Raw genomic sequence first — 17479 nt, 5'->3', positions numbered from 1 at the left:
CGAAACTGGGACTCAGGACACTCTTCACACTTTGTCGTAGGTAAACGACGTTAGAAGCGTGGTTACAAAGTTGCTGGCTTTTTCCTTGACCAGGACTTGCGTCCATTCATCGGCGCCACGCAGCACCAAGCCTGAATAGATGCTTTCGACGGCTGTTTCCTCGATCCGCTTGACCCGCGACCTGAAGGCCGGTTCGTCACCGGTCATGTACATATCGCGCACAACCACTCTGAGGATCTCCTGAATGGCGATCTGCCAGGCTGTGTTGATCGCCTGAAGTTCTGCTGCTTCTCGCGTCATGAAGTCTCCCGTCTGCAGTCCTGCTCGGCTGCGAGTGAGGCATAAAAAAAGGCCAGGCAAATTGCCTGACCTTCATTGGTCTCGCGCTCTCGCACTGCCAGTACATCCGTGGTCAGAGGAAAGCTGATTCCGGATCAGGCTGCTTGAAGATTGCAGGCCGACATCTTGCCCGACTTATTGTCGCGCTCCATGTCGTAGCCGATCTTCTGGCCTTCAACGATTTCGCGCATGCCAGCGCGTTCAACGGCAGAGATGTGGACGAATGCGTCCGGGCCGCCGTTGTCAGGCTGAATGAAGCCGAAGCCCTTGGTGGAATTGAACCATTTTACTGTGCCAGTGGTCATGATAAACCCTTTCGTAGCAATAGATGAGACCACCGCGCGAATGCGCAGTGGATAGTGTAGCGATGCTTTAAAGGGAAGGTTCGTTCAGGGCGCGGTGCCAAACGCGCTATAACCAAAGCTCAACAGCAAAATATCGATTGCCCTTTATATTGGTCATCAAAAGGTTTGTCAACCTTTGGTTCAGGGCAATCGGGTGAAGACCTAGGCAATAAAGATTTGACTTGCTGAATCAGTCGCGGTTGTCTGCATGGAGGAACAATGCCCATACCGTCTTTGCCAAGGATCAGGCGAGATTGCGCATGTCCAGCAATCATCGTTCCAGAAAACATTCCCGTCCTGCCGCAGCGGTCATGGAAGATCTTGTGGATCGGCAGACGCCACTGAGCGCAATGGTTCCGATCAAAGATGGCAGGTATTTGCCAGGTCCTGCGCCACGCGCGTTCCGCACGCCGGGCCGGAATGCAGCCAGCCATGCATCAACATCTTCTGATAAGCGGCCGTTGACTAACCAGGTCCTGCGACCGATCCGTTTTCCAGATCCGTCCTAATGACCTCGGCGGTCCGCTCGAAATGACGCTGCAGCAAGGCAACGGCCTTCTCGCAGTCATGGGCGAGAACCGCGGCCAAGATATCGGCATGCTCCTGGCTGACCTTGCGAACGCGAAATGCCTTGCGGCTGGAGAGCGCGCGGTAACGGTTCAACTGGTCCGCCAGCTGTTCGCAGAAAGCGATGAGCGGACGCGATGCACAGCCGCCGATGAGCTGGACGTGAAATGCATGGTGCAGACGTTCCCATTCCGGATTGCTTTCGAAGCGTTCCGGATCGAGCGATCGCGGCGCGCGGTCGAGCCGGTGATGAGCGACGAGCAAAGCTTCTTCCCAGGCCGGGCCCGCATTGGTCATGGATTCGCGCAGCGCCAGACCCTCGACCCAACACCGGGTCTTCGTTAGCTCGCCCAGTTCCTCCAGGCTGATGGGTTTGACGAAGAAACCACGCTGTTCCTTGCCGATGACAAGATCTTCCGTCGAGAGGCGGTTCAATGCTTCGCGAAGCGGCGTTTGTCCCGCATCGTAGTGCTCCATGAGAAAGCGCAGCTGAAGTTTGCGACCAGGTTCGAGCGTAGCCGAAAGGATGTCCGCCTTGAGGCGTTCATAGACGCTTGTCGCACGCGTTGCCGGGCTGTCCGTGCCCCTGTTTGCCGCATCCATGTTTGTGTCGTTCCCCACTTACCTCAAGCTTTTATATACACGACTCGCCGAAGTCACAAAATTTATAAATTATGCCTTTACGGGGAGTATTTTGCACATTATCAAGAAGGCCATGGAGGAGACGAAAATGAGCCAAGGCGCAGGCATGGCAAGACGGTGGAGGAGCGCGTGCGGCTGCGTCGGCATCGACGTGCATTGCCATGTGGCGCCCTCGCAATTTCCGTCTCCCCCCGGTGGTGGGGTTGTTGCCGGTTGGCCTTCAATGACGCCAGCCGAGGCTTGTCATGCTACGGTCGTGATCGATCAGAAACCTTACCGTACAATCAGCGATGCCTGCTGGGTTGCAGAGCGGCGGATCGAGGAGATGGATCGCGCCGGCATTGCCGTGCAGGCGCTGTCTCCGATGCCGGAGCTTTTCGGCTATTGGATCGTGGTAGGCGCAGCCCGAGATCTGGTGCGCCATGTCAATGATGTGATTGCCGATATGGTCCGGCACGGAGGCGGGCGTTTCGTCGGTTTCGGTGGTCTACCCATGCAGGACCTCGATCTTGCCATTGCCGAGCTCCACCGCGTCGTCGTTGAGTTGGGCTTCCGTGGCGTCGAGATCGGTAGCAACATCAATGGCGTGCCGATCGGAGATCCCCGATTTCATCCGTTTTTTGCCGAGGTTGAGCGGCTCGGTGTCGCTGTCTTCGTGCATGCGGTGCGCCCGGCCGGCATGGATCGGCTCGTCGGCCCGGCGCCGCTGCAGCAGGTGCTGGCCTATCCGAGCGATGTCGGGTTTGCCGTCGCCTCGGTCATCACCGGTGGACTGCTTGCCAAATTTCCGGAACTGCGCATCGCCTTCAGCCATGGCGGCGGAACCTTCGCATCGCTTCTGCCCAGGCTTGAGCAGGGCCGTCAGGTGTTCGCGGCCATCGGTGACAGCATGCCGGCTCGGCCGTCAGAGGTGGCGCGGAAGCTCTATGTCGATGGGCTTGTGTTTGATCGGGACATGCTACGCCGGGTCGTTTCGGTGTTTGGCGAGGACCGGGTGATGATCGGCACCGACTATCCGTTCAACTTTCGCGAAAGCGATCCGATCAGCCGTATCGCGGAGGCGTATGACGACGAGGACCTGCGTGAGGCTCTGGTCTTCCGCAATGCACTGAACTTTCTGGGACTGGATGAGGAGACGTGTTCGACATGACCGACTTTCCCGTAACCGCGCTGCGCAGTGTCGAGATCGGCACGCCTGACCTTTCCGCTTCGATCGACTTCTATACCCGTGTCTGGGGGCTGGAGGTGGTCGCCGAGGTGGGGGACAAGGTGTTTCTGGCTGCGACGGGTGACGATTTTCACGTTCTCGAACTGAAGCAGAGCGAACGGTCGGAACTGCGCAAGATCAGCTTCCGTGTTCGCTCCGTCGAGGATCTCGCCGACCTGTTCGACAAGGCCGTGCAGGCGGGCTGCGCCGTGTTTCGCGCGCCTGGACCTGCGGATGCGCCGTCGGGCGGTGAGCGTTTTGTCATTCGTGAGCCACAGGGTTCGGTGCTGGAATTCGTCCATGGCGACCGCCGCAAGGACGCGCGTGTTGTGCCGAACCGGGTGCAGCGACTGGCGCATGTCAACATCAACAGCGCCGATATCGAAGCCCTGTCCGACTTCTATCGAACCGTGCTCGGCTTCCGTCTGACCGATCGTTCGAAGATGATGGCCTTCCTCAGTTGCAACAACGATCACCATGCCGTTGTGCTGGCCGACGCCGCGTCCCATGGCCTGAACCACATCGCCTTTCTGATGCCGGACCTTGAGTCGGTGATGCGAGGCTCAGGTCTCGTCATCGACAAGGGTTATCCGATCGGCTGGGGTGTCGGTCGCCATGGCCCTGGCGACAATGTGTTCGCCTATTTCATCGACCCGATGGGTGTCGTGATCGAATACACGGCGGAAGTTCTGCAAGTGGACGCGAGCTACCGCGTGAAGGGACCGGACGAATGGGTCTGGCCGCCTGGCCGGACAGATCATTGGGGGATAGCGCCACCCAAGAGCGATGCCTGCAAGAAGGCACAGATTTCCATCGGGTTTTCCGGCGCCTGACGCCCCCGTCTTCCGTTTTGCAGAGGCTTGATTGTGACCAACGAGACTTCAATCACAGACCGTTATGATGTGCTGGTCGTCGGTTTCGGCCCCGCGGGCGCTGTTGCCGCCGGCATGCTGGGCGCGCGCGGCCATTCCACCCTGGTCGTCGACCGGCTGACCGATATCTATGACAAGCCGCGCGCCATCGCGATCGACCATGAAATCCTGCGCCACTTCGACAATATGGGCGTGGCTGAGCAAGTGATGCCCTATATCGCGCCCTTCACCGCCTCGCAGCACTTTGGCGCCAGGGGTCAGCTCATCCGTCGCATCGACATGGTGCCGGAACCCTATCCGCTCGGCTACACGCCAAGCATGGTCTTCACCCAGCCGCCGGTCGAGGCTGTTTTGCGCAGCCACGCCGAGAGCTTCGATTGCGTCACGGTTTCACTCGGCGCTGAAATGGTTGACCTCGACATCCGAAAGGACGAGGTCATCGCGACGCTGAAGGATGCCTCGGGCGAGACCCGGAAGGTCGCCGCCCGCCATCTGATTGGCTGTGACGGGGCATCGAGCCGCGTACGCGACCTTGCCGGCATCAAGCTTGAGGACCTGATCTTTGACGAACCATGGCTCGTCATCGACGTGCTCGTCAATGATCAGGGCCTTGCTAAACTTCCCAAGACTTCCGCGCAGTTCTGCGATCCGGCGCGCCCGGCGAGTTTCGTCATGGGGCCGAAAAACCACCGTCGCTGGGAAATCATGCTTTTGCCGGGTGAAGATCCGCGAGAGATGGCCATGCCGGAGAATGTCTGGAAGCTTTTGTCTCGGTGGCTGACGCCTGAAGACGGAGAGTTGTGGCGGGCTGCTGCCTATCGCTTCCATGCGCTGGTGGCGGACGACTGGCAGAAGGGTCGGGTCGTGATAGCCGGCGACGCCGCCCATCAGCAACCGCCGTTTATCGGTCAGGGCATGTGTCAGGGCCTGCGCGACGTCTCCAACCTGATCTGGCGGCTCGATCGCATTCTCAAAGGACAGTCGCACGAAAGCCTGCTGTCGACCTATACGCAAGAGCGCAAGCGGCATGTGAAGACGCTGACGGGCAGGATCAAGGCGATCGGCCAGGCAATCTGCGAACGCGATGTCGATGCGGCCGATGACCGCGATGCCCGAATTCTGGCCGAAGGCGGCGGACAGCCGCTGGTGATCACCCGCCAGGAGATCGTGCCTCCGATCGAAGAGGGGCTGATTGCTGCGGAGGGTACGCCAGCGCGCGGCCTGCTTTTCCCGCAGCCGGCGATCCTCAAAAACGGCGAGAGCCGGCTTCTTGATCATTTTACCGGCGCCAGCTGGCGGCTTGTGCTGGACGGTCGCTATCTCACGCAGACGGAAGGCAAGGCGCTGGCCGCTGCGATGGAGGGGCTGACTGTTCTTGCTGTCGCTCCGCAGGGCGCGGATGCTGCGGATGCAGCAGCGCTGCGGGAAAAGGATAGTGTGCTTGCCAATTGGTTTGATCGGCAGGGCGCCGTAGCAGCCCTCGTGCGTCCGGATCACTACGTGTTCGCTGCCGCCGCCGACCTCAATGCTCTTCGACAACACATACAGGATCTTGTCGCGCGTCTTGCCTGAGACGCCAAAGGTCCGGCCATCCCATTTGAAGGAGTAAGCTCATGAGACTCTCTACCGTCAACATCGCCGGACGCACCACCTGGGGCGTGATCGAAGGCGAGACTTTTCACGATGCAGGCGCTGTCATGGCCGGCCACTATGCCGATCTCAAGGCGGCCGTGACCGCCGGATTGGCCGGCGTCGCAGATGCGACGGCCAAGGCTGCGGCCTTTCCGCTCTCCGAGATCGAATGGCTGCCCGTCATTCCGAACCCCGACAAGATCCTCTGTGTCGGCCTGAACTACGAGATGCACCGCAAGGAAACGGGCCGTTCAGAAGTCGAGCACCCGACGATCTTTGCCCGCTATTCCAACAGCCAGACCGGTCATATGAAGCCGATCATACGGCCGAAGGTTTCCACCGAGCTGGACTATGAAGGCGAACTCGCCGTCATCATCGGCAAGCCCGGCCGCTATATCTCGCGCGAAGATGCCCTCGGCCACATTGCCGGCTTCGCCTGCTACAACGACGGCAGTATACGCGACTTTCAGCGCCATACGCACCAGTTCATCCCGGGCAAGAATTTTCCGGATACGGGCGCTTTCGGCCCTTGGATGATGACGCCGGAGGAGCTGGGTCCGCTCGATGATCTTCGCATCCAGACGCGCCTCAATGGCGAAGTGGTGCAGGAGGCGACCTTTGGTCAGATGATTTTCGATATCGCGCGTCAGATCGAATACTGCTCGAGCTTCACACGGCTGGAAGCGGGCGACGTCATCGCATCCGGCACGCCGGGCGGTGTCGGCGCCAAGCGCAATCCGCCGCTCTGGATGAAACCGGGCGACATCGTAGAGGTCGAAATCGACAAGCTCGGCATCCTGCGCAACCCGATCGCACAGGAAGCGTGAGCGGCCGACACGATCCCTCTGGCAGCGGAAAGGCGAAGCATATGAAGACGATCAGCTATCCCGGCGCCGTCGGAGAACCGCTACAGGCGGATCTTCATGTTCCGGCAGGTGATGGTCCGTTTCCACTGATCCTGGCCGTATCCGGCGGCGGCTGGGTTCGGGGGCATCGCGGCGCGCTGAATGCCTGGGGCCGGTATCTCGCCGAGCGGGACTTTGCCTTTGCCAGCATCGACTATCGGCGTGCAACCGCCGGCGCGCCGGCTTATCCAGGCAATGCCGAGGATGTAGCGGCGGGCCTGCGCTATTTTTCGGACCATGGCCTCGGTCATCGTATTGATCCGCAGCGGATCGGAGTGCTCGGGGTCTCGGCTGGCGGCCATCTCGGCGCGCTGGTCAGCCTCTCCACCGCCTTCAATTGCCCGCAGCCCAAGGCATTTGCCGGTATCTACGGGGTCTATGACCTGATGGCGCACTGGCAGGCGGATCAGGCTGTCAACAGCGTGACGGCGCCGGACAAGACGGAAATCATGCTGGGCAAGAGGCTGTTCTCCGACCCGCTGCTTTACCACATGGCGTCCCCGTTGCGGCAGATCACCGAAACCCGATCGATGCCAGTCTTTCTTTGCTGGGGCCATGTCGACCGGGACGTGTCGCCGCAGCAGTCTTCGACTTTTGCCGATGCGCTGCGTCAGGCGGGATATCCCGTCACGGCCCTCGAATTTCCGGATGCTGGGCATCTGTGGTTTTCCGAGGATGGCCCCGATGTCGCCGGCAGCCATTCGGCACGGCTTGCGCCGTCCCTGCTGCGCTTCTTCGAACGCAGCATCAAGGCTTGAAAACTCCAGGAGGACAGAGATGACAAAAGCTAAAACTAAATCCTTGCCGAAGCAGGCGGTCGCCTATGTGCTCCGCCAGGGTGAGGGTGAAACCTTCAATGTCGCTGGCCAGGTCGTCCATGTTCTGGCTGGTCGCGAGGAAACGAATGGCGGCTATGGCGCTGTCGTCTGCGAAGCAACGCTCGACCGCCAGCCGATCCCGCTGCACTATCACGAGCGGGAATACGACACCTGGTTCTGCACCCGTGGCCGGTTGCGTATCTGGGCCAACGGTAAGTCGCGTATTCTGACGGAAGGCGATTTCGCCTTCGTGCCACCCAACGACGTGCATTCCTATCAGTCGGTCGCACCACGCACGCAGTTCTTCGGAATCGTCGCGCCGGGCGGATGGGAAGGTTTCTTTGGCAGCGCCGGCAGTGAGTGGGCCGAACCTGGCTTGCCCCCGGAAAACCATCCCTTCGACTTTTCTCGTATGGGCATGAGTATGCAGCGCTATGGCGTGATGCGTGTTCCCGAGCAGATCTATGCGGATGTCAGCTCGGGCGACACTACGGATCGTGCGCTTCCAGGCGGCCGCCAGTCCTATGTGCTGCAGGCGGGATATGGGCAACGTCACCGCCTTGCCGGACACCTGTCGACGCAGGTTCTACCGCGATCGCTCTGCGACGGCGTCACGGATATCCGCACGATTGAAGCCGGTCAGGGGGCATCGATGCCCGCTATCCGCCACGTGCACACCCATGTAAACCTCTACCTGCTCTCCGGCACGCTGTCCCTGTCGCTGAATGGCGAGGCTCATGTGCTTTCCGCCGGCGACTTCGCCAACATTCCGGCTGGAACGGCCTATGCCACGCAGGTGGAAAGTGGAGCCGCGCGCTGGCTGCTCTCTGCGGCCAACGGCGACGGCCTGGAGTTCTGGGATGAACTCGGCGCTTCGACAGAGGAATTCACCTTCGGGCCCGCTCGTGAGGAGAATCTGGCGCAGTTGCTCAAAGGGAGCGTCACGTCCGATATCGGCGTGGCTGGCTGACATTTGAGGTGGATCCGCCGCGCAAATCCTGTGCGGCGGGGCAGGATCGAGATTGAACTGAACAGGAGCTTCAGCAGGAGAGGAAGCAAGATCATTGAGATTGAGGACAGGCTGGAGCAGGCCGATGATAATGCCGCGCGCCGCAGAACCTGACAGGTGGGCTGACACTCGTGGCACTGTCCCGCTTGCGTTGCGGCTGTTCAAAGATCCCCAGACTGTTGCGCTTGGCGCCATGGGTGTCTTCCCTGATGCTGCGCGCGCTGGCCATCAGCCTCGCCATGCTCGTCATTGCTATCGTCCCGTATATCCGAAGGGAGCGCGACGAGGTCTTTGCGGAATAGATCCAGCCGGATCGAATGTCAGGAATCCAGAGCCCCCTGCAGCCGCATCTGTAACGGCCGCAGGGGGCTTCTTGGTATCCTTCCTCTGGAGGTGAGGGTCAGGTCGAGGAAAAGAGACCGGCCTTTTCTATGCCTGCCAAGGCGCAGATCTCGTCATTATCGCCCACATCGCCGGAGATGCCGACGGCGCCGAGCACATGGCCGTCGGCGTCACGGATGAGCACGCCGCCCGGCGAGGGAACCATTCGTCCGCCGCTGATCGAGGTCAGCGTGGTGATGAAGGTCGGATTTTTGGCCGCCCGCTGGCTGAGCTCGCGCGAACCGAAACCCATGCCAAGCGAGCCCCAGGCCTTGCCGAAGGCAATATCGAAGCGAACGATGCCGGCGCCATCCTCGCGCTTGTAGGCAACCAGATGGCCGCCGGCATCCAGCACCGCAACAGCGAGCGGCTGGAAGGCGCGCCGGCGCGCCTCGGCGAGCGCCTCGTCAATGATGGCGGATGCGATGGAAAGTGGAAACATATTGAGCACTGGTCCAGGTTTTGAGATGGGGTCAAAATCAGATGAACATCGCGAAAACATCGCGGGACGTGGAGGGACGCGGAACACGAAAGGCCACGCTCCGGGTGTCGATAGCGCCGGGACGGGAGAGGCAGGTCTCCAACCAGCGCTGCATGGCAGGCCAGGGCGATATATCAATCCCGGCGATCGGAATGAAGTGCATGACAGCAGCGACATTGAGGTCGGCCACGGTGAACCTGTCGCCCAAGATAAAATCTCTTTCCTTCAGATGCGCATCAAGCACCGCCCATGGCCGGGAGAGCTTGCGCATAGTGATCTCCGCTTCGTCAGAAGAAGGGTCCTGCGGCTCGAACAGGTAGCGCACGGCCGATGTCAGAAGCAATGATTTCTCAATCTCGGTGGCGACCCAGAGGGACCATTGAGTCATGACAGCGTCTTCCTCAATCGATTGAGGACCCAGAAGTCCGCCATACTTTTTCGCCAGGTAGAGGTTGATCGCAAGCGATTCAAACAGCACCGTATCACCATCCACCAGCGTGGGGCATTTTCCATTGGGATTGAGCGCCAAAAACGCGTCTGGCTTGGGCGCGCCGGGACGGAACCACACCGGCTCGCGGTGATGTTCGATGCCGATCTCGTTCAGCATCCAGCTACAACGGTTGGCGCGGGTCCGGGTGACGTCGCCGTATAGGGTTATCATGATTTTCTCCTCCCTGGATGATCCGGCCGCACGGTGCGGCGTGGCGCGGCCGGTCGATCTGTCTTTTTTAGAACCCGCGATCCGAACCGAGTGCGTTGCCCGGCACCCAGATGCCGTGGAAGCCTTCGTGCACGCGACAGGGGAATTTCAGTACGGCAACCGGCCCTTGGGCGATGTTGCGCGCATCCAGAATGACGAGATCGGTGCGGTTTTCGGCGCGTCGTCCGACCATGGTCATCAGCCAACCATCACCTTCTTCCGCGTCGGCGCTGCGCGGCACGAAGCAGGGTTCCTCCGGCGATGCATCAGGGCCGGCATAGAAGAGGTCGATCTTGCCGGTCTCTTCGTCGAAATGGCCGAGGCAGGTGAAGGGAGGGCCTTTAGGACCGGGCGGCAGCATGGGCCAACGGGCCGGATGGTTGGTGCCGAACCAGAAATGCCGGGTGCGACGCATGGAAAAGCGTGGATCGACCACCGGCATTTCGCCAATGTGATTGATGAAGCGCTCCACCGTTACGTCACCGCCACGCGTCGACAAGTCGACGATCCAGCGCTCGCCGAAGGGCGGCAATTCGTGCGCATGCGGATTGTGGATGTCGGGGAACTGGCTCAGCCAGCCGGATTCATTGACGAAATGATCGAGCACCAGACGGCTGCCATCGTCCCAGGCATTGAAGGTGTGCGTCTGCATGGCAACCTTCGGCGCGGTGTACCAGCGGATGGCGGAGACGCCCTGATCGCGGGGGATGACGGCAATATAGGTTTCCTTGTGGCTGTCCCAATGCCAGTAGGATTCGCCATTTTTCACCCGGTCCCATTCGCAGACCATGGGGCAGATGACGAAAGCGATGAAATTGCGCGAGACGAGGAAGTCATGGACCATGGAGCAATAGGGCGCCTTGAAGCGCTCCGTGCGGGTGAACTGGCCTTCGCGGTCGATCGTATAGACTTCGATCTCGTCGCTGGCGACGCCCTCGCAATTGTAGGCGAAGGCGACGCATTCGCCGGTCAGCGGGTCGATCTTCGGATGGGCGGTGAAGGTGCAGCTCTTCAATTGGCCGCCGAAATCGACTTCGCCGCGCGTCGTCAGGTCGTTGGGGTCCAATTCATAGGGCCGACCCGCTTCCTTGAGGGCATAGAGCTTGCCATGATGCCAGAGCACGGATGTGTTGGCGGTGTTGGCGTCTTCGCCGGCCACTTCCGGGCTGTCGGTGAAGGGATTGCGATAGGCGCCGAACATGGCGCGGCGAGCGGCCCGCTCCAGCTGGAACTTGCGGGTGCGTACATAGCGCATGGTCAGGTCCGCATGGCCGTTCTGGATACGCACGGAATGCACCATGCCGTCTCCGTTCAGGAAGATGTCCTTGCCGTGCAGGGGCGGGTAAGTGTGGTCGGCGCTGTTGCGGATATACATCCCTTCCAGTTCCGGCGGAATGCGGCCGATCACTTCGAGGTCGTGGACTTCACCCTCGATACGCACCGGCGCCGCATAGCCTGTGAACACGAGATCGTCTGGAAACTGCAGGCCGGGGGTGAAATTGGTATGCTGGTTCATCTGAAACTCCAGTAGTTGAAATTTTACAGTCTTGGGAGGATTTGAAATCAGGCAACGGCGACCGCCACCTGTTCGCGTTGGCGTAAAAGTTCGCGACGGGCCATCAACATGAAAGTCACCGCCACAACGGCAAAACAGGCGACAGTCCAGCCAAGACCGGGATACCCCACCGTGTCGACCACGATGCCACCGAGAGCCGGTCCGGCGGCCGAGCCAGTCATCATCATCGCAGGCGTCGCAGCAACTGCCCGCCCCGTCTCATCCACGCGGCTCAGAAGACCGAACATGAACGTGTGAGTGAAGATCACCAGCGCGACATAGAGCGTCGCCGGAACTGCGAAGAAGGTGTAGGTGGCGGCCCCCGTCAGGGAGAGCGCAAACACAGCCTGGAGGATGGGGCCGGCGATGCCGACATTGACCGGCGCAAGTTTCTTCTGCAGCAGGGCGGCGAGAATGCCTGGCAATAGGTTCACGAAGCCGGTGACAATCAGGACATTTTGGACGGCGCCTTCGCCGAAATTGCGCGTGTCGCCAATCCTCTCCACGAAGGAAAAGACCATGGCCTGATTGAATGCGATGCAGCCGATGGCGCCGATCGTCAGCCATGCGGCTTTCGGCAGCGGCTTCTTCACGAACGCCACGCGTTTGCCAGACACCGGCGCGTCAGCCGGCGGCACATCGGGGAAGAACAGAAGTGCGATGACGGCGCCGAAGGCCATGGTAATCGCAAAAGCGCGGAAGATGATCTGTCCGCCATAGGCGGCGATGACGCCGGGCAGCGCCGCGAACATGATGACTGCGAGAATTCCCATCGCCACGTTGGCGATCCCAAACAGGCGATGCGGATTGGCCGTTCGCCCCATGGCCCCATGGGTCACAGAAAGCGCCGCGCCAACTCCAAGGCCAGCCACCGCGTGCAGGAGCGCCAAACCCACGAGGCTGTCCGGCGACACCGGCAGCCAGGACGCCGCCTGGAAGGCGCAACCGGCCACGCAATAGCCAAAGAAGGCAAAGGACCGGTGCCTCAGCCGCGTGAACATCGGCGCGAATATGACGCTCGACACGACCACGGCCGCGAGAAAGGTGGTTACTGTCAGTCCGGCCTGCGGAGCGGCCAAACCGTAGAACTTCATCAGACTGCCGATCCACAGCGGCAAGGCCGCCAGGTCGATCATGCCCGCCATGTGGCCGATGCTCAGGGTAGCGTGTCCGCCCCAGCTGTTCAGTTTTGTCATTGGTTCCTCCCGGAAAGCTGATCGTTCCATTGTCTCCACGCCGTCTCCTATCCCGAGGCGCAGATGTTGACCGCGGCTCAAAAGACCCGCGGCCTTGTCACATCTTTAGAAATTCATCGTCAGCGTGCCGACGATAGCCTGGTTCCAGCGACGTTCCTCCAGTCCCTGATGGCGCGTGTAGGAAACCTCCATCCGGTGGCTTCTGCCGAAGGTTTGGGAGATGCCAGCGCCGAAAACGGCATAGGTCGGCTCATCGACAACCGCATTGAGGTCGTTGACGAATTCCTGCTCGATGCCGAGAAGGAAATTGGGCGACCAACCGCCAGGCGGAACTTCCTTTTCCATCCGCATATGCGCCCAGACGGCGCCATAGTCCTCGGTCGCGCCGACAACGCCGGACGACACTTCGCCGAAACTGTTGGCAGTCGACTCGATGAAACTGCGCTGGAACTCGATGCCGAGCACCGGATGGAAAACCCAGTTTTCCGGAATGATCGAGAAGTCTTGGCTGCGATACTGGCCGATCAGTTCGGCTTGCGTATAAAAGTGGTCGTCGCCCTGCTTGTGCTCCATGACCAGGCCGGGGCCGACATCGATCTTCAGGTCGGACTCGCCCCAGGAATATTCCGCCCGCGCGGCAACGCCCCAATGTTCGCTGAACTCGTTGAGAAAATCGGCGCGAAGGCCTCCCGCCCGCCGCTCGACCGATCCGGACGCCTCAATGTCGAGGTCGGTGTATTCGATGAAGCCGCCCAAGGCCCACATCGTGTTGGCATCGGGAAAGCGCAGATACTGCAGATCCACCCGGCCGGTGCCACCGTCGAGTTCGACGGGATAGTTGGCGCCGTTCGAGACTGTGCCCCTCACCCCCAGGCGGACTGCCGACTGGCCATCCGGCAGGCCGAACATGAAGTTCAGCGGCACGACGGTATCGGCGGTCCCGTCCTTGTAATGGCTGTTCGGAAGTCCCGAGGACTCCGCTGCGCCAATCGTGACACGGGACTGCCCGACACGCCATTGGACAGATCCGAACTGATCACTTTCGAAATAGGATCTGAGCAGGCCGGCCTTACCCAGGTTGGACAAAGTAACGGTCGATGCGGGCGGCTGAAAGCCCCCATTGGCAACATCTGCGCCCAGCACATCTGTTCCTACGAATGAAACGACGGCAGCCGCCGCCCAGTGCGAAATACTCATTTCCCCTCCCATGTATAGTTCCCAGAGAGCCGATTGACGGCTCTTCCCCAAGTCGCGGCGCGATCCTCCTGCACCAAGGCGACTGTGAAAAATTAACGACTGTCAAAGAAATGAAAATCAGATTAGATTCATTCTATGTATTGATGTCATCGATACATAATTTGGGAGTGAGGACACATGCGCCTGGATCGATTTGATCTCAATCTTCTCGTTGCTCTCGATGCCCTCTTGGAAGAGCGTAGTGTCACGCGCGCCAGTGAGCGTCTCTGCATCGGCCAATCGGCGACCAGCGCCGCGCTTGCTCGGCTCCGGGATTATTTTGGCGATACGCTTTTGGTGCAGGTCGGGCGGCGTATGGAACTGACGCCCCTGGCGCAGAGCTTAATCGGTCCGGTACGCGATGCGCTGATGCGGGCTCGTTCCGCCATCTCGATTCGGCCAATCTTTGAACCCGCTGCGATTTCGCGGACATTTTCAGTTGCCGCGTCCGACTACATGCTTGACGTTCTGTTGGCCGATGCAGTTCGAAAATTGGCCGCCAGCGCACCGGGCATGCGGCTCGACATCCGGCGGACGCCGGTCGACGTCCTGGAAGCCTTCGAGCGGGGAACGATCGACATGCTGATTATCCCCGAACAATATGCGAGCCGCCTCCAGCATCCGCAAACGGAAGTGTTGCGCGACGAGCATGTCTGTATGATGTGCGCTGAAAGCGCTCGCGACATCCGCGAGCTCACAATGGATGACTATATGAACCGGGGCCATGTCTCCATCAGGCTCGGCAACGAGGTCAGCCTGGCGTTCGAAGAATGGTTCCTCCCGCGTTACGGGCGCCAGCGACGCGTGGAATGCACCGTGGATCAGTTCAGCGTCGCGCCGCTCCTGGTCATGGGAACCGAGCGGATCGTGACCATGCATCGCCGCATGGCCGAAGAGATGGCAAAGCGTTTCCCGGTACTGCTGTTTCCCGCGCCTTTCGAGATGCAACCGGTCTGTGAAGTGATGGTATGGCCTCGCTATCTTGACGAGGATCCCGCGCACCGATGGCTGAGGACGGCAGTCCAAATGTCTGTTATCGCAGAGCCTTTCCGCAATGGCGATCAGAATACGGATTCTTGACCGCCCATCACAGTCAATGCCTTAGAGTTGCGACCCCGCTCCAGCATTGGATATGCACATGCACCTGGCTGCGGCGCATCTTACTGACGGCGGTCTTGATGCTCTCATGCGTATCTGAGATGCGCAAGTCTCTCGCCGGACAACTGCATCGCGATGACCAGTGGAGCCAGGACAGGATAATGCAGCATGAGATAATCGAGATAGCCGAAGCGTAGACCATGGATGGTTTCCGCCGCTCCTGCGATCACCATGTTCGGAATGTTCGAGGGCAGTATCGCGAAACTCGGCATAGTGCGGCCGATGTCGCCCGCCGTGACCTTGCCCCACAGCACTTTGTAGACCCAGGCGGTATAGGCGAGAATGATCGGCATGAAGATAACCGCCGCCGCCAGCATCACGAACAGGGTCTGATGCGACAAGGACGCATCCCACACGGTCAGCGACGAGTTGGGATCGATGGACAGTGTCGAAGCAAGCAAGATGGGAATCTCGAGCTTGCGGGCAAAACCCATCGCCACGCCGAGCGCGCCGAGGCCGCCGCCGGCGGCGGCCTGATCTCAAACGGATCCTGATCTGTCCGGCGAACGCCGGAAGATGAACGGGATCAGTTGGAGGAAGGTCTTGAAGCCAAGCAACTTGAGGCCGGCGCGCGCCTCCTCGGGCGTCAGCTTAGCGACCATCGGCATGGCGCCAAAAATCTTGCCGCGAATGACGAGTTCGCCATTCTCGATATCGACCTTGCGAACCGCCATCAGTTCCTTGTTCTGTGCATCGACAACCTTCATACCCGTGCTCCCATGACCTTGTCGTAGTCGATGTTCATATCGTCCATCATCCGGATCGCTGTACCCCGACCCGCGCCGAACACGCCGCCGCCCGGATGCATGAAGGGTCCGACGAGATAAAGGCGTTCGACGCCGGGAACGGTGTAATTACCGTAGTCCGGGGTCGGCCGGTGACCGATTGACTGATACATATAGGGCGCGCAGCCATGGATATCGCCGCGCAGGAATGAATTGGGGCTGTCGCGCTCCATGCCCAGCGGGCTTTTGACCACGCGCATCAGGATGTTGTCGTCATCAAGGCCGTTATAGAACCGGCGATAATAAGCGAGGCTCATGTCGGCCGCCTCCTCGGTGCGACGTTCCCAGGAAAGCGGATCGCCGTCGAGATCATAGGGTGCAAAGGTCACACCGTAGAATGTTCCGGAGCCGGCTGGCGCGCGCGAGGGATCGCTGACGGCGATGTCGCCGCCGGCGCACAGCGGCACCTGCGGCAGCCGGCCCTGTTTCAGCGCGTCGAAGCTGGTGCGCATGTCGTTGATCTTGTCTGACGTCATAAGTTCGATCATCAGCGCATCGTCAAGATCGCCGCCGGCCTTCAGCCGCGCCTGCTTTTTCAGCGCATAATGGCTGAGCATGATCGAAAAATGCGATTGAGTTATACGCTGGGCGCGTTCATTGACGCGGGCAGGAATGCCATCGACGAAGTTTCCAAGCACCTTGGGGTGGATGCCGGCGATAACCGCATCCTTGGCCTTGAACACTTCGCCCGTCGTCAGTTCCACGCCCGTCGTGCGGCCGCCGGAGGTGAGAATGCGACGAACCTCGGCGTTGCAACGCACTTCGCCGCCAAAATGCTCGATCGCCTTGATGGTCGCCTTGGTCAGTTCGCCTGAACCGCCAACAGGACGCGACACGCCATATTTGTGAATGATGCCGGGCATCAGGAACACGCCCATCCCGGTGCCCAGATCGTCCGGCGCCTGCAGATTTTCAGTGACGAGCCTGACCATATGCAGCTTCAGCCGTTCGCTTTCGAAAAACTGATTGGCGAGATCGATGGAGGAACGGCTCATGAAATCAAGGATTTCGCGACCCTCATCGGTCTGGTCCATCATCGCCATGAAGGCGCCCATAGGAAACGGCGGCGCATAGAGGCCGGACATGAACATCGGCAGGAAGGCCATGCTCTTTTCCGCAAATTTTCGGTAGGCTTCGGCGTCGCGCGGCGAGAACTCGGCAATACCCTGGCAGGTCCGGTCGAGGTCCTTGTAAATCTTGATCGAACTGCCGTCTTCGAACACCGTCGCTGATGGCAGCGGCGAATAGTTGTATTTGAGCCCGAATTTCGACATCAGCCCGAGTTCGTCCTCGGTGATCATCGGATTTCCCTGCAGCATGATATGCACATTGGAGTGCTCGTCATGCCAGAAGCCCGGCAATGTCAGTTCGCGCGTCGAGACGCCGCCACCGGGATGGCCCTTGCGTTCGAGAACCAGCACTTTCTTGCCGGCTTTGGCCATATAGGCCGCCGTCGTTAGGCCGTTATGGCCGCCGCCCACGGAAATGATGTCATAACGATTGCCCACGTAATCCTCCCCAGATTCCGATGCAGATGAGGCGCGACGCTAATTCAGGTCTAAGGCGCTGAAAAGAAGGAACATATTTGTTCCCTTCCCTGCCCGCGCCGCGTTTTTCCCAAGAAGGCAGAAATTTCAACGAGAAGCCGTGTG

At 60.1% G+C, this 17479-nt stretch carries 17 protein-coding genes and 1 pseudogene; 7 read left to right on the top strand and 11 right to left on the bottom strand.

Annotated elements, in window-relative coordinates; all coding sequences use genetic code 11:
• Positions 1-24: 24 nt before the first annotated feature.
• The 3 genes from M2360_RS07300 to M2360_RS07290 form a co-directional block, all read right to left on the bottom strand.
• Complete coding sequence (locus M2360_RS07300; protein WP_280774003.1) at positions 25-300, bottom strand: hypothetical protein; 276 nt, start codon at positions 298-300, stop codon at positions 25-27.
• A 134-nt stretch (positions 301-434) separates the two neighbouring features.
• Positions 435-644, bottom strand: coding sequence for a cold-shock protein (locus M2360_RS07295; protein WP_007605510.1), 210 nt, complete (start codon positions 642-644; stop codon positions 435-437).
• Between the two features lie 504 nt (positions 645-1148).
• Complete coding sequence (locus tag M2360_RS07290) at positions 1149-1853, bottom strand: GntR family transcriptional regulator (protein WP_280774001.1); 705 nt, start codon at positions 1851-1853, stop codon at positions 1149-1151.
• A 91-nt stretch (positions 1854-1944) separates the two neighbouring features.
• Between M2360_RS07290 and M2360_RS07285 the strand changes: the two genes are divergently transcribed.
• From M2360_RS07285 to M2360_RS07260, 6 genes are read left to right on the top strand one after another with little or no spacing between them, the layout of a single operon-like run.
• Positions 1945-3042: an amidohydrolase family protein gene (locus M2360_RS07285; protein ID WP_280773999.1), complete on the top strand. Its 1098-nt coding sequence runs from the start codon at positions 1945-1947 to the stop codon at positions 3040-3042.
• Positions 3039-3932 carry a VOC family protein gene (locus tag M2360_RS07280; RefSeq protein WP_280773997.1) on the top strand — a complete coding sequence of 298 codons (894 nt, stop codon included), beginning with the start codon at positions 3039-3041 and terminating at the stop codon, positions 3930-3932. The genes M2360_RS07285 and M2360_RS07280 overlap by 4 nt, the downstream gene beginning before the upstream one ends.
• A gap of 33 nt (positions 3933-3965) precedes the next feature.
• Complete coding sequence (locus tag M2360_RS07275; protein ID WP_280773995.1) at positions 3966-5543, top strand: bifunctional 3-(3-hydroxy-phenyl)propionate/3-hydroxycinnamic acid hydroxylase; 1578 nt, start codon at positions 3966-3968, stop codon at positions 5541-5543.
• A gap of 41 nt (positions 5544-5584) precedes the next feature.
• Entirely contained in the window at positions 5585-6430 is an 846-nt protein-coding gene (locus tag M2360_RS07270; RefSeq protein ID WP_280773993.1) for a fumarylacetoacetate hydrolase family protein, read from the top strand.
• Between the two features lie 41 nt (positions 6431-6471).
• Positions 6472-7266: an alpha/beta hydrolase gene (locus M2360_RS07265; RefSeq protein WP_280773991.1), complete on the top strand. Its 795-nt coding sequence runs from the start codon at positions 6472-6474 to the stop codon at positions 7264-7266.
• 19 nt (positions 7267-7285) lie between these two features.
• A complete protein-coding gene (locus tag M2360_RS07260) occupies positions 7286-8296 on the top strand; it encodes a quercetin 2,3-dioxygenase (RefSeq protein ID WP_280773989.1) in 1011 nt (336 codons plus the stop codon).
• Between the two features lie 439 nt (positions 8297-8735).
• On the opposite strand, the gene M2360_RS07255 is transcribed toward M2360_RS07260, so the two are convergent.
• The 5 genes from M2360_RS07255 to M2360_RS07235 all read right to left on the bottom strand — a co-directional run bounded on the left by M2360_RS07255 (position 8736) and on the right by M2360_RS07235 (position 13845).
• Positions 8736-9158 carry a heme-binding protein gene (locus M2360_RS07255; protein WP_280773988.1) on the bottom strand — a complete coding sequence of 141 codons (423 nt, stop codon included), beginning with the start codon at positions 9156-9158 and terminating at the stop codon, positions 8736-8738.
• A gap of 37 nt (positions 9159-9195) precedes the next feature.
• Entirely contained in the window at positions 9196-9858 is a 663-nt protein-coding gene (locus tag M2360_RS07250) for a glutathione S-transferase family protein (RefSeq protein WP_280773986.1), read from the bottom strand.
• Between the two features lie 67 nt (positions 9859-9925).
• Positions 9926-11413 (bottom strand): carotenoid oxygenase family protein, encoded by a 1488-nt coding sequence (locus M2360_RS07245; protein ID WP_280773985.1) that lies wholly within the window; start codon positions 11411-11413, stop codon positions 9926-9928.
• Positions 11414-11460: 47 nt separating this feature from the next.
• Positions 11461-12648 (bottom strand): MFS transporter, encoded by a 1188-nt coding sequence (locus tag M2360_RS07240; RefSeq protein WP_280773983.1) that lies wholly within the window; start codon positions 12646-12648, stop codon positions 11461-11463.
• Positions 12649-12753: 105 nt separating this feature from the next.
• Positions 12754-13845 carry a hypothetical protein gene (locus M2360_RS07235; RefSeq protein ID WP_280773982.1) on the bottom strand — a complete coding sequence of 364 codons (1092 nt, stop codon included), beginning with the start codon at positions 13843-13845 and terminating at the stop codon, positions 12754-12756.
• A 177-nt stretch (positions 13846-14022) separates the two neighbouring features.
• On the opposite strand from M2360_RS07235, the gene M2360_RS07230 reads away from it, so the two are divergent.
• Positions 14023-14964, top strand: coding sequence for a LysR family transcriptional regulator (locus M2360_RS07230; protein WP_280773980.1), 942 nt, complete (start codon positions 14023-14025; stop codon positions 14962-14964).
• Between the two features lie 314 nt (positions 14965-15278).
• On the opposite strand, the pseudogene M2360_RS07225 reads toward M2360_RS07230, so the two are convergent.
• From M2360_RS07225 to M2360_RS07215, 3 genes and pseudogenes are all read right to left on the bottom strand, one after another.
• Positions 15279-15515: pseudogene (locus tag M2360_RS07225) on the bottom strand (cytochrome d ubiquinol oxidase subunit II); the annotation flags it as partial.
• A 6-nt stretch (positions 15516-15521) separates the two neighbouring features.
• The gene (locus M2360_RS07220) at positions 15522-15749 is read right to left on the bottom strand and encodes a hypothetical protein (RefSeq protein ID WP_280773978.1); all 228 of its coding nucleotides are present in this window, start codon (positions 15747-15749) and stop codon (positions 15522-15524) included.
• Positions 15746-17335, bottom strand: a complete 1590-nt coding sequence (locus tag M2360_RS07215) for an NAD(P)/FAD-dependent oxidoreductase (protein WP_280773977.1) — start codon at positions 17333-17335, stop codon at positions 15746-15748. The genes M2360_RS07220 and M2360_RS07215 overlap by 4 nt, the downstream gene beginning before the upstream one ends.
• Positions 17336-17479 lie beyond the last annotated feature (144 nt).

The sequence above is a fragment of the Rhizobium sp. SG_E_25_P2 genome, assembly GCF_029892285.1.
GTDB lineage: Bacteria > Pseudomonadota > Alphaproteobacteria > Rhizobiales > Rhizobiaceae > Rhizobium_E.
The sequence above is the reverse complement of the archived record's forward strand: the minus strand, read 5'-3'. Positions and strand labels throughout refer to the sequence as shown.

Excerpts from the sequence above, each read along its gene's own strand:
- M2360_RS07235 (WP_280773982.1), bottom strand. The coding sequence starts at position 13,845 with ATGAGTATTTCGCACTGGGCGGCGGCTGCCGTCGTTTCATTCGTAGGA.
- M2360_RS07220 (WP_280773978.1), bottom strand. The coding sequence starts at position 15,749 with ATGAAGGTTGTCGATGCACAGAACAAGGAACTGATGGCGGTTCGCAAG.
- M2360_RS07290 (WP_280774001.1), bottom strand. The coding sequence starts at position 1,853 with ATGGATGCGGCAAACAGGGGCACGGACAGCCCGGCAACGCGTGCGACA.
- M2360_RS07270 (WP_280773993.1), top strand. The coding sequence starts at position 5,585 with ATGAGACTCTCTACCGTCAACATCGCCGGACGCACCACCTGGGGCGTG.
- M2360_RS07245 (WP_280773985.1), bottom strand. The coding sequence starts at position 11,413 with ATGAACCAGCATACCAATTTCACCCCCGGCCTGCAGTTTCCAGACGAT.
- M2360_RS07265 (WP_280773991.1), top strand. The coding sequence starts at position 6,472 with ATGAAGACGATCAGCTATCCCGGCGCCGTCGGAGAACCGCTACAGGCG.
- M2360_RS07260 (WP_280773989.1), top strand. The coding sequence starts at position 7,286 with ATGACAAAAGCTAAAACTAAATCCTTGCCGAAGCAGGCGGTCGCCTAT.
- M2360_RS07250 (WP_280773986.1), bottom strand. The coding sequence starts at position 9,858 with ATGATAACCCTATACGGCGACGTCACCCGGACCCGCGCCAACCGTTGT.
- M2360_RS07230 (WP_280773980.1), top strand. The coding sequence starts at position 14,023 with ATGCGCCTGGATCGATTTGATCTCAATCTTCTCGTTGCTCTCGATGCC.
- M2360_RS07255 (WP_280773988.1), bottom strand. The coding sequence starts at position 9,158 with ATGTTTCCACTTTCCATCGCATCCGCCATCATTGACGAGGCGCTCGCC.
- M2360_RS07295 (WP_007605510.1), bottom strand. The coding sequence starts at position 644 with ATGACCACTGGCACAGTAAAATGGTTCAATTCCACCAAGGGCTTCGGC.
- M2360_RS07280 (WP_280773997.1), top strand. The coding sequence starts at position 3,039 with ATGACCGACTTTCCCGTAACCGCGCTGCGCAGTGTCGAGATCGGCACG.
- M2360_RS07300 (WP_280774003.1), bottom strand. The coding sequence starts at position 300 with ATGACGCGAGAAGCAGCAGAACTTCAGGCGATCAACACAGCCTGGCAG.
- M2360_RS07240 (WP_280773983.1), bottom strand. The coding sequence starts at position 12,648 with ATGACAAAACTGAACAGCTGGGGCGGACACGCTACCCTGAGCATCGGC.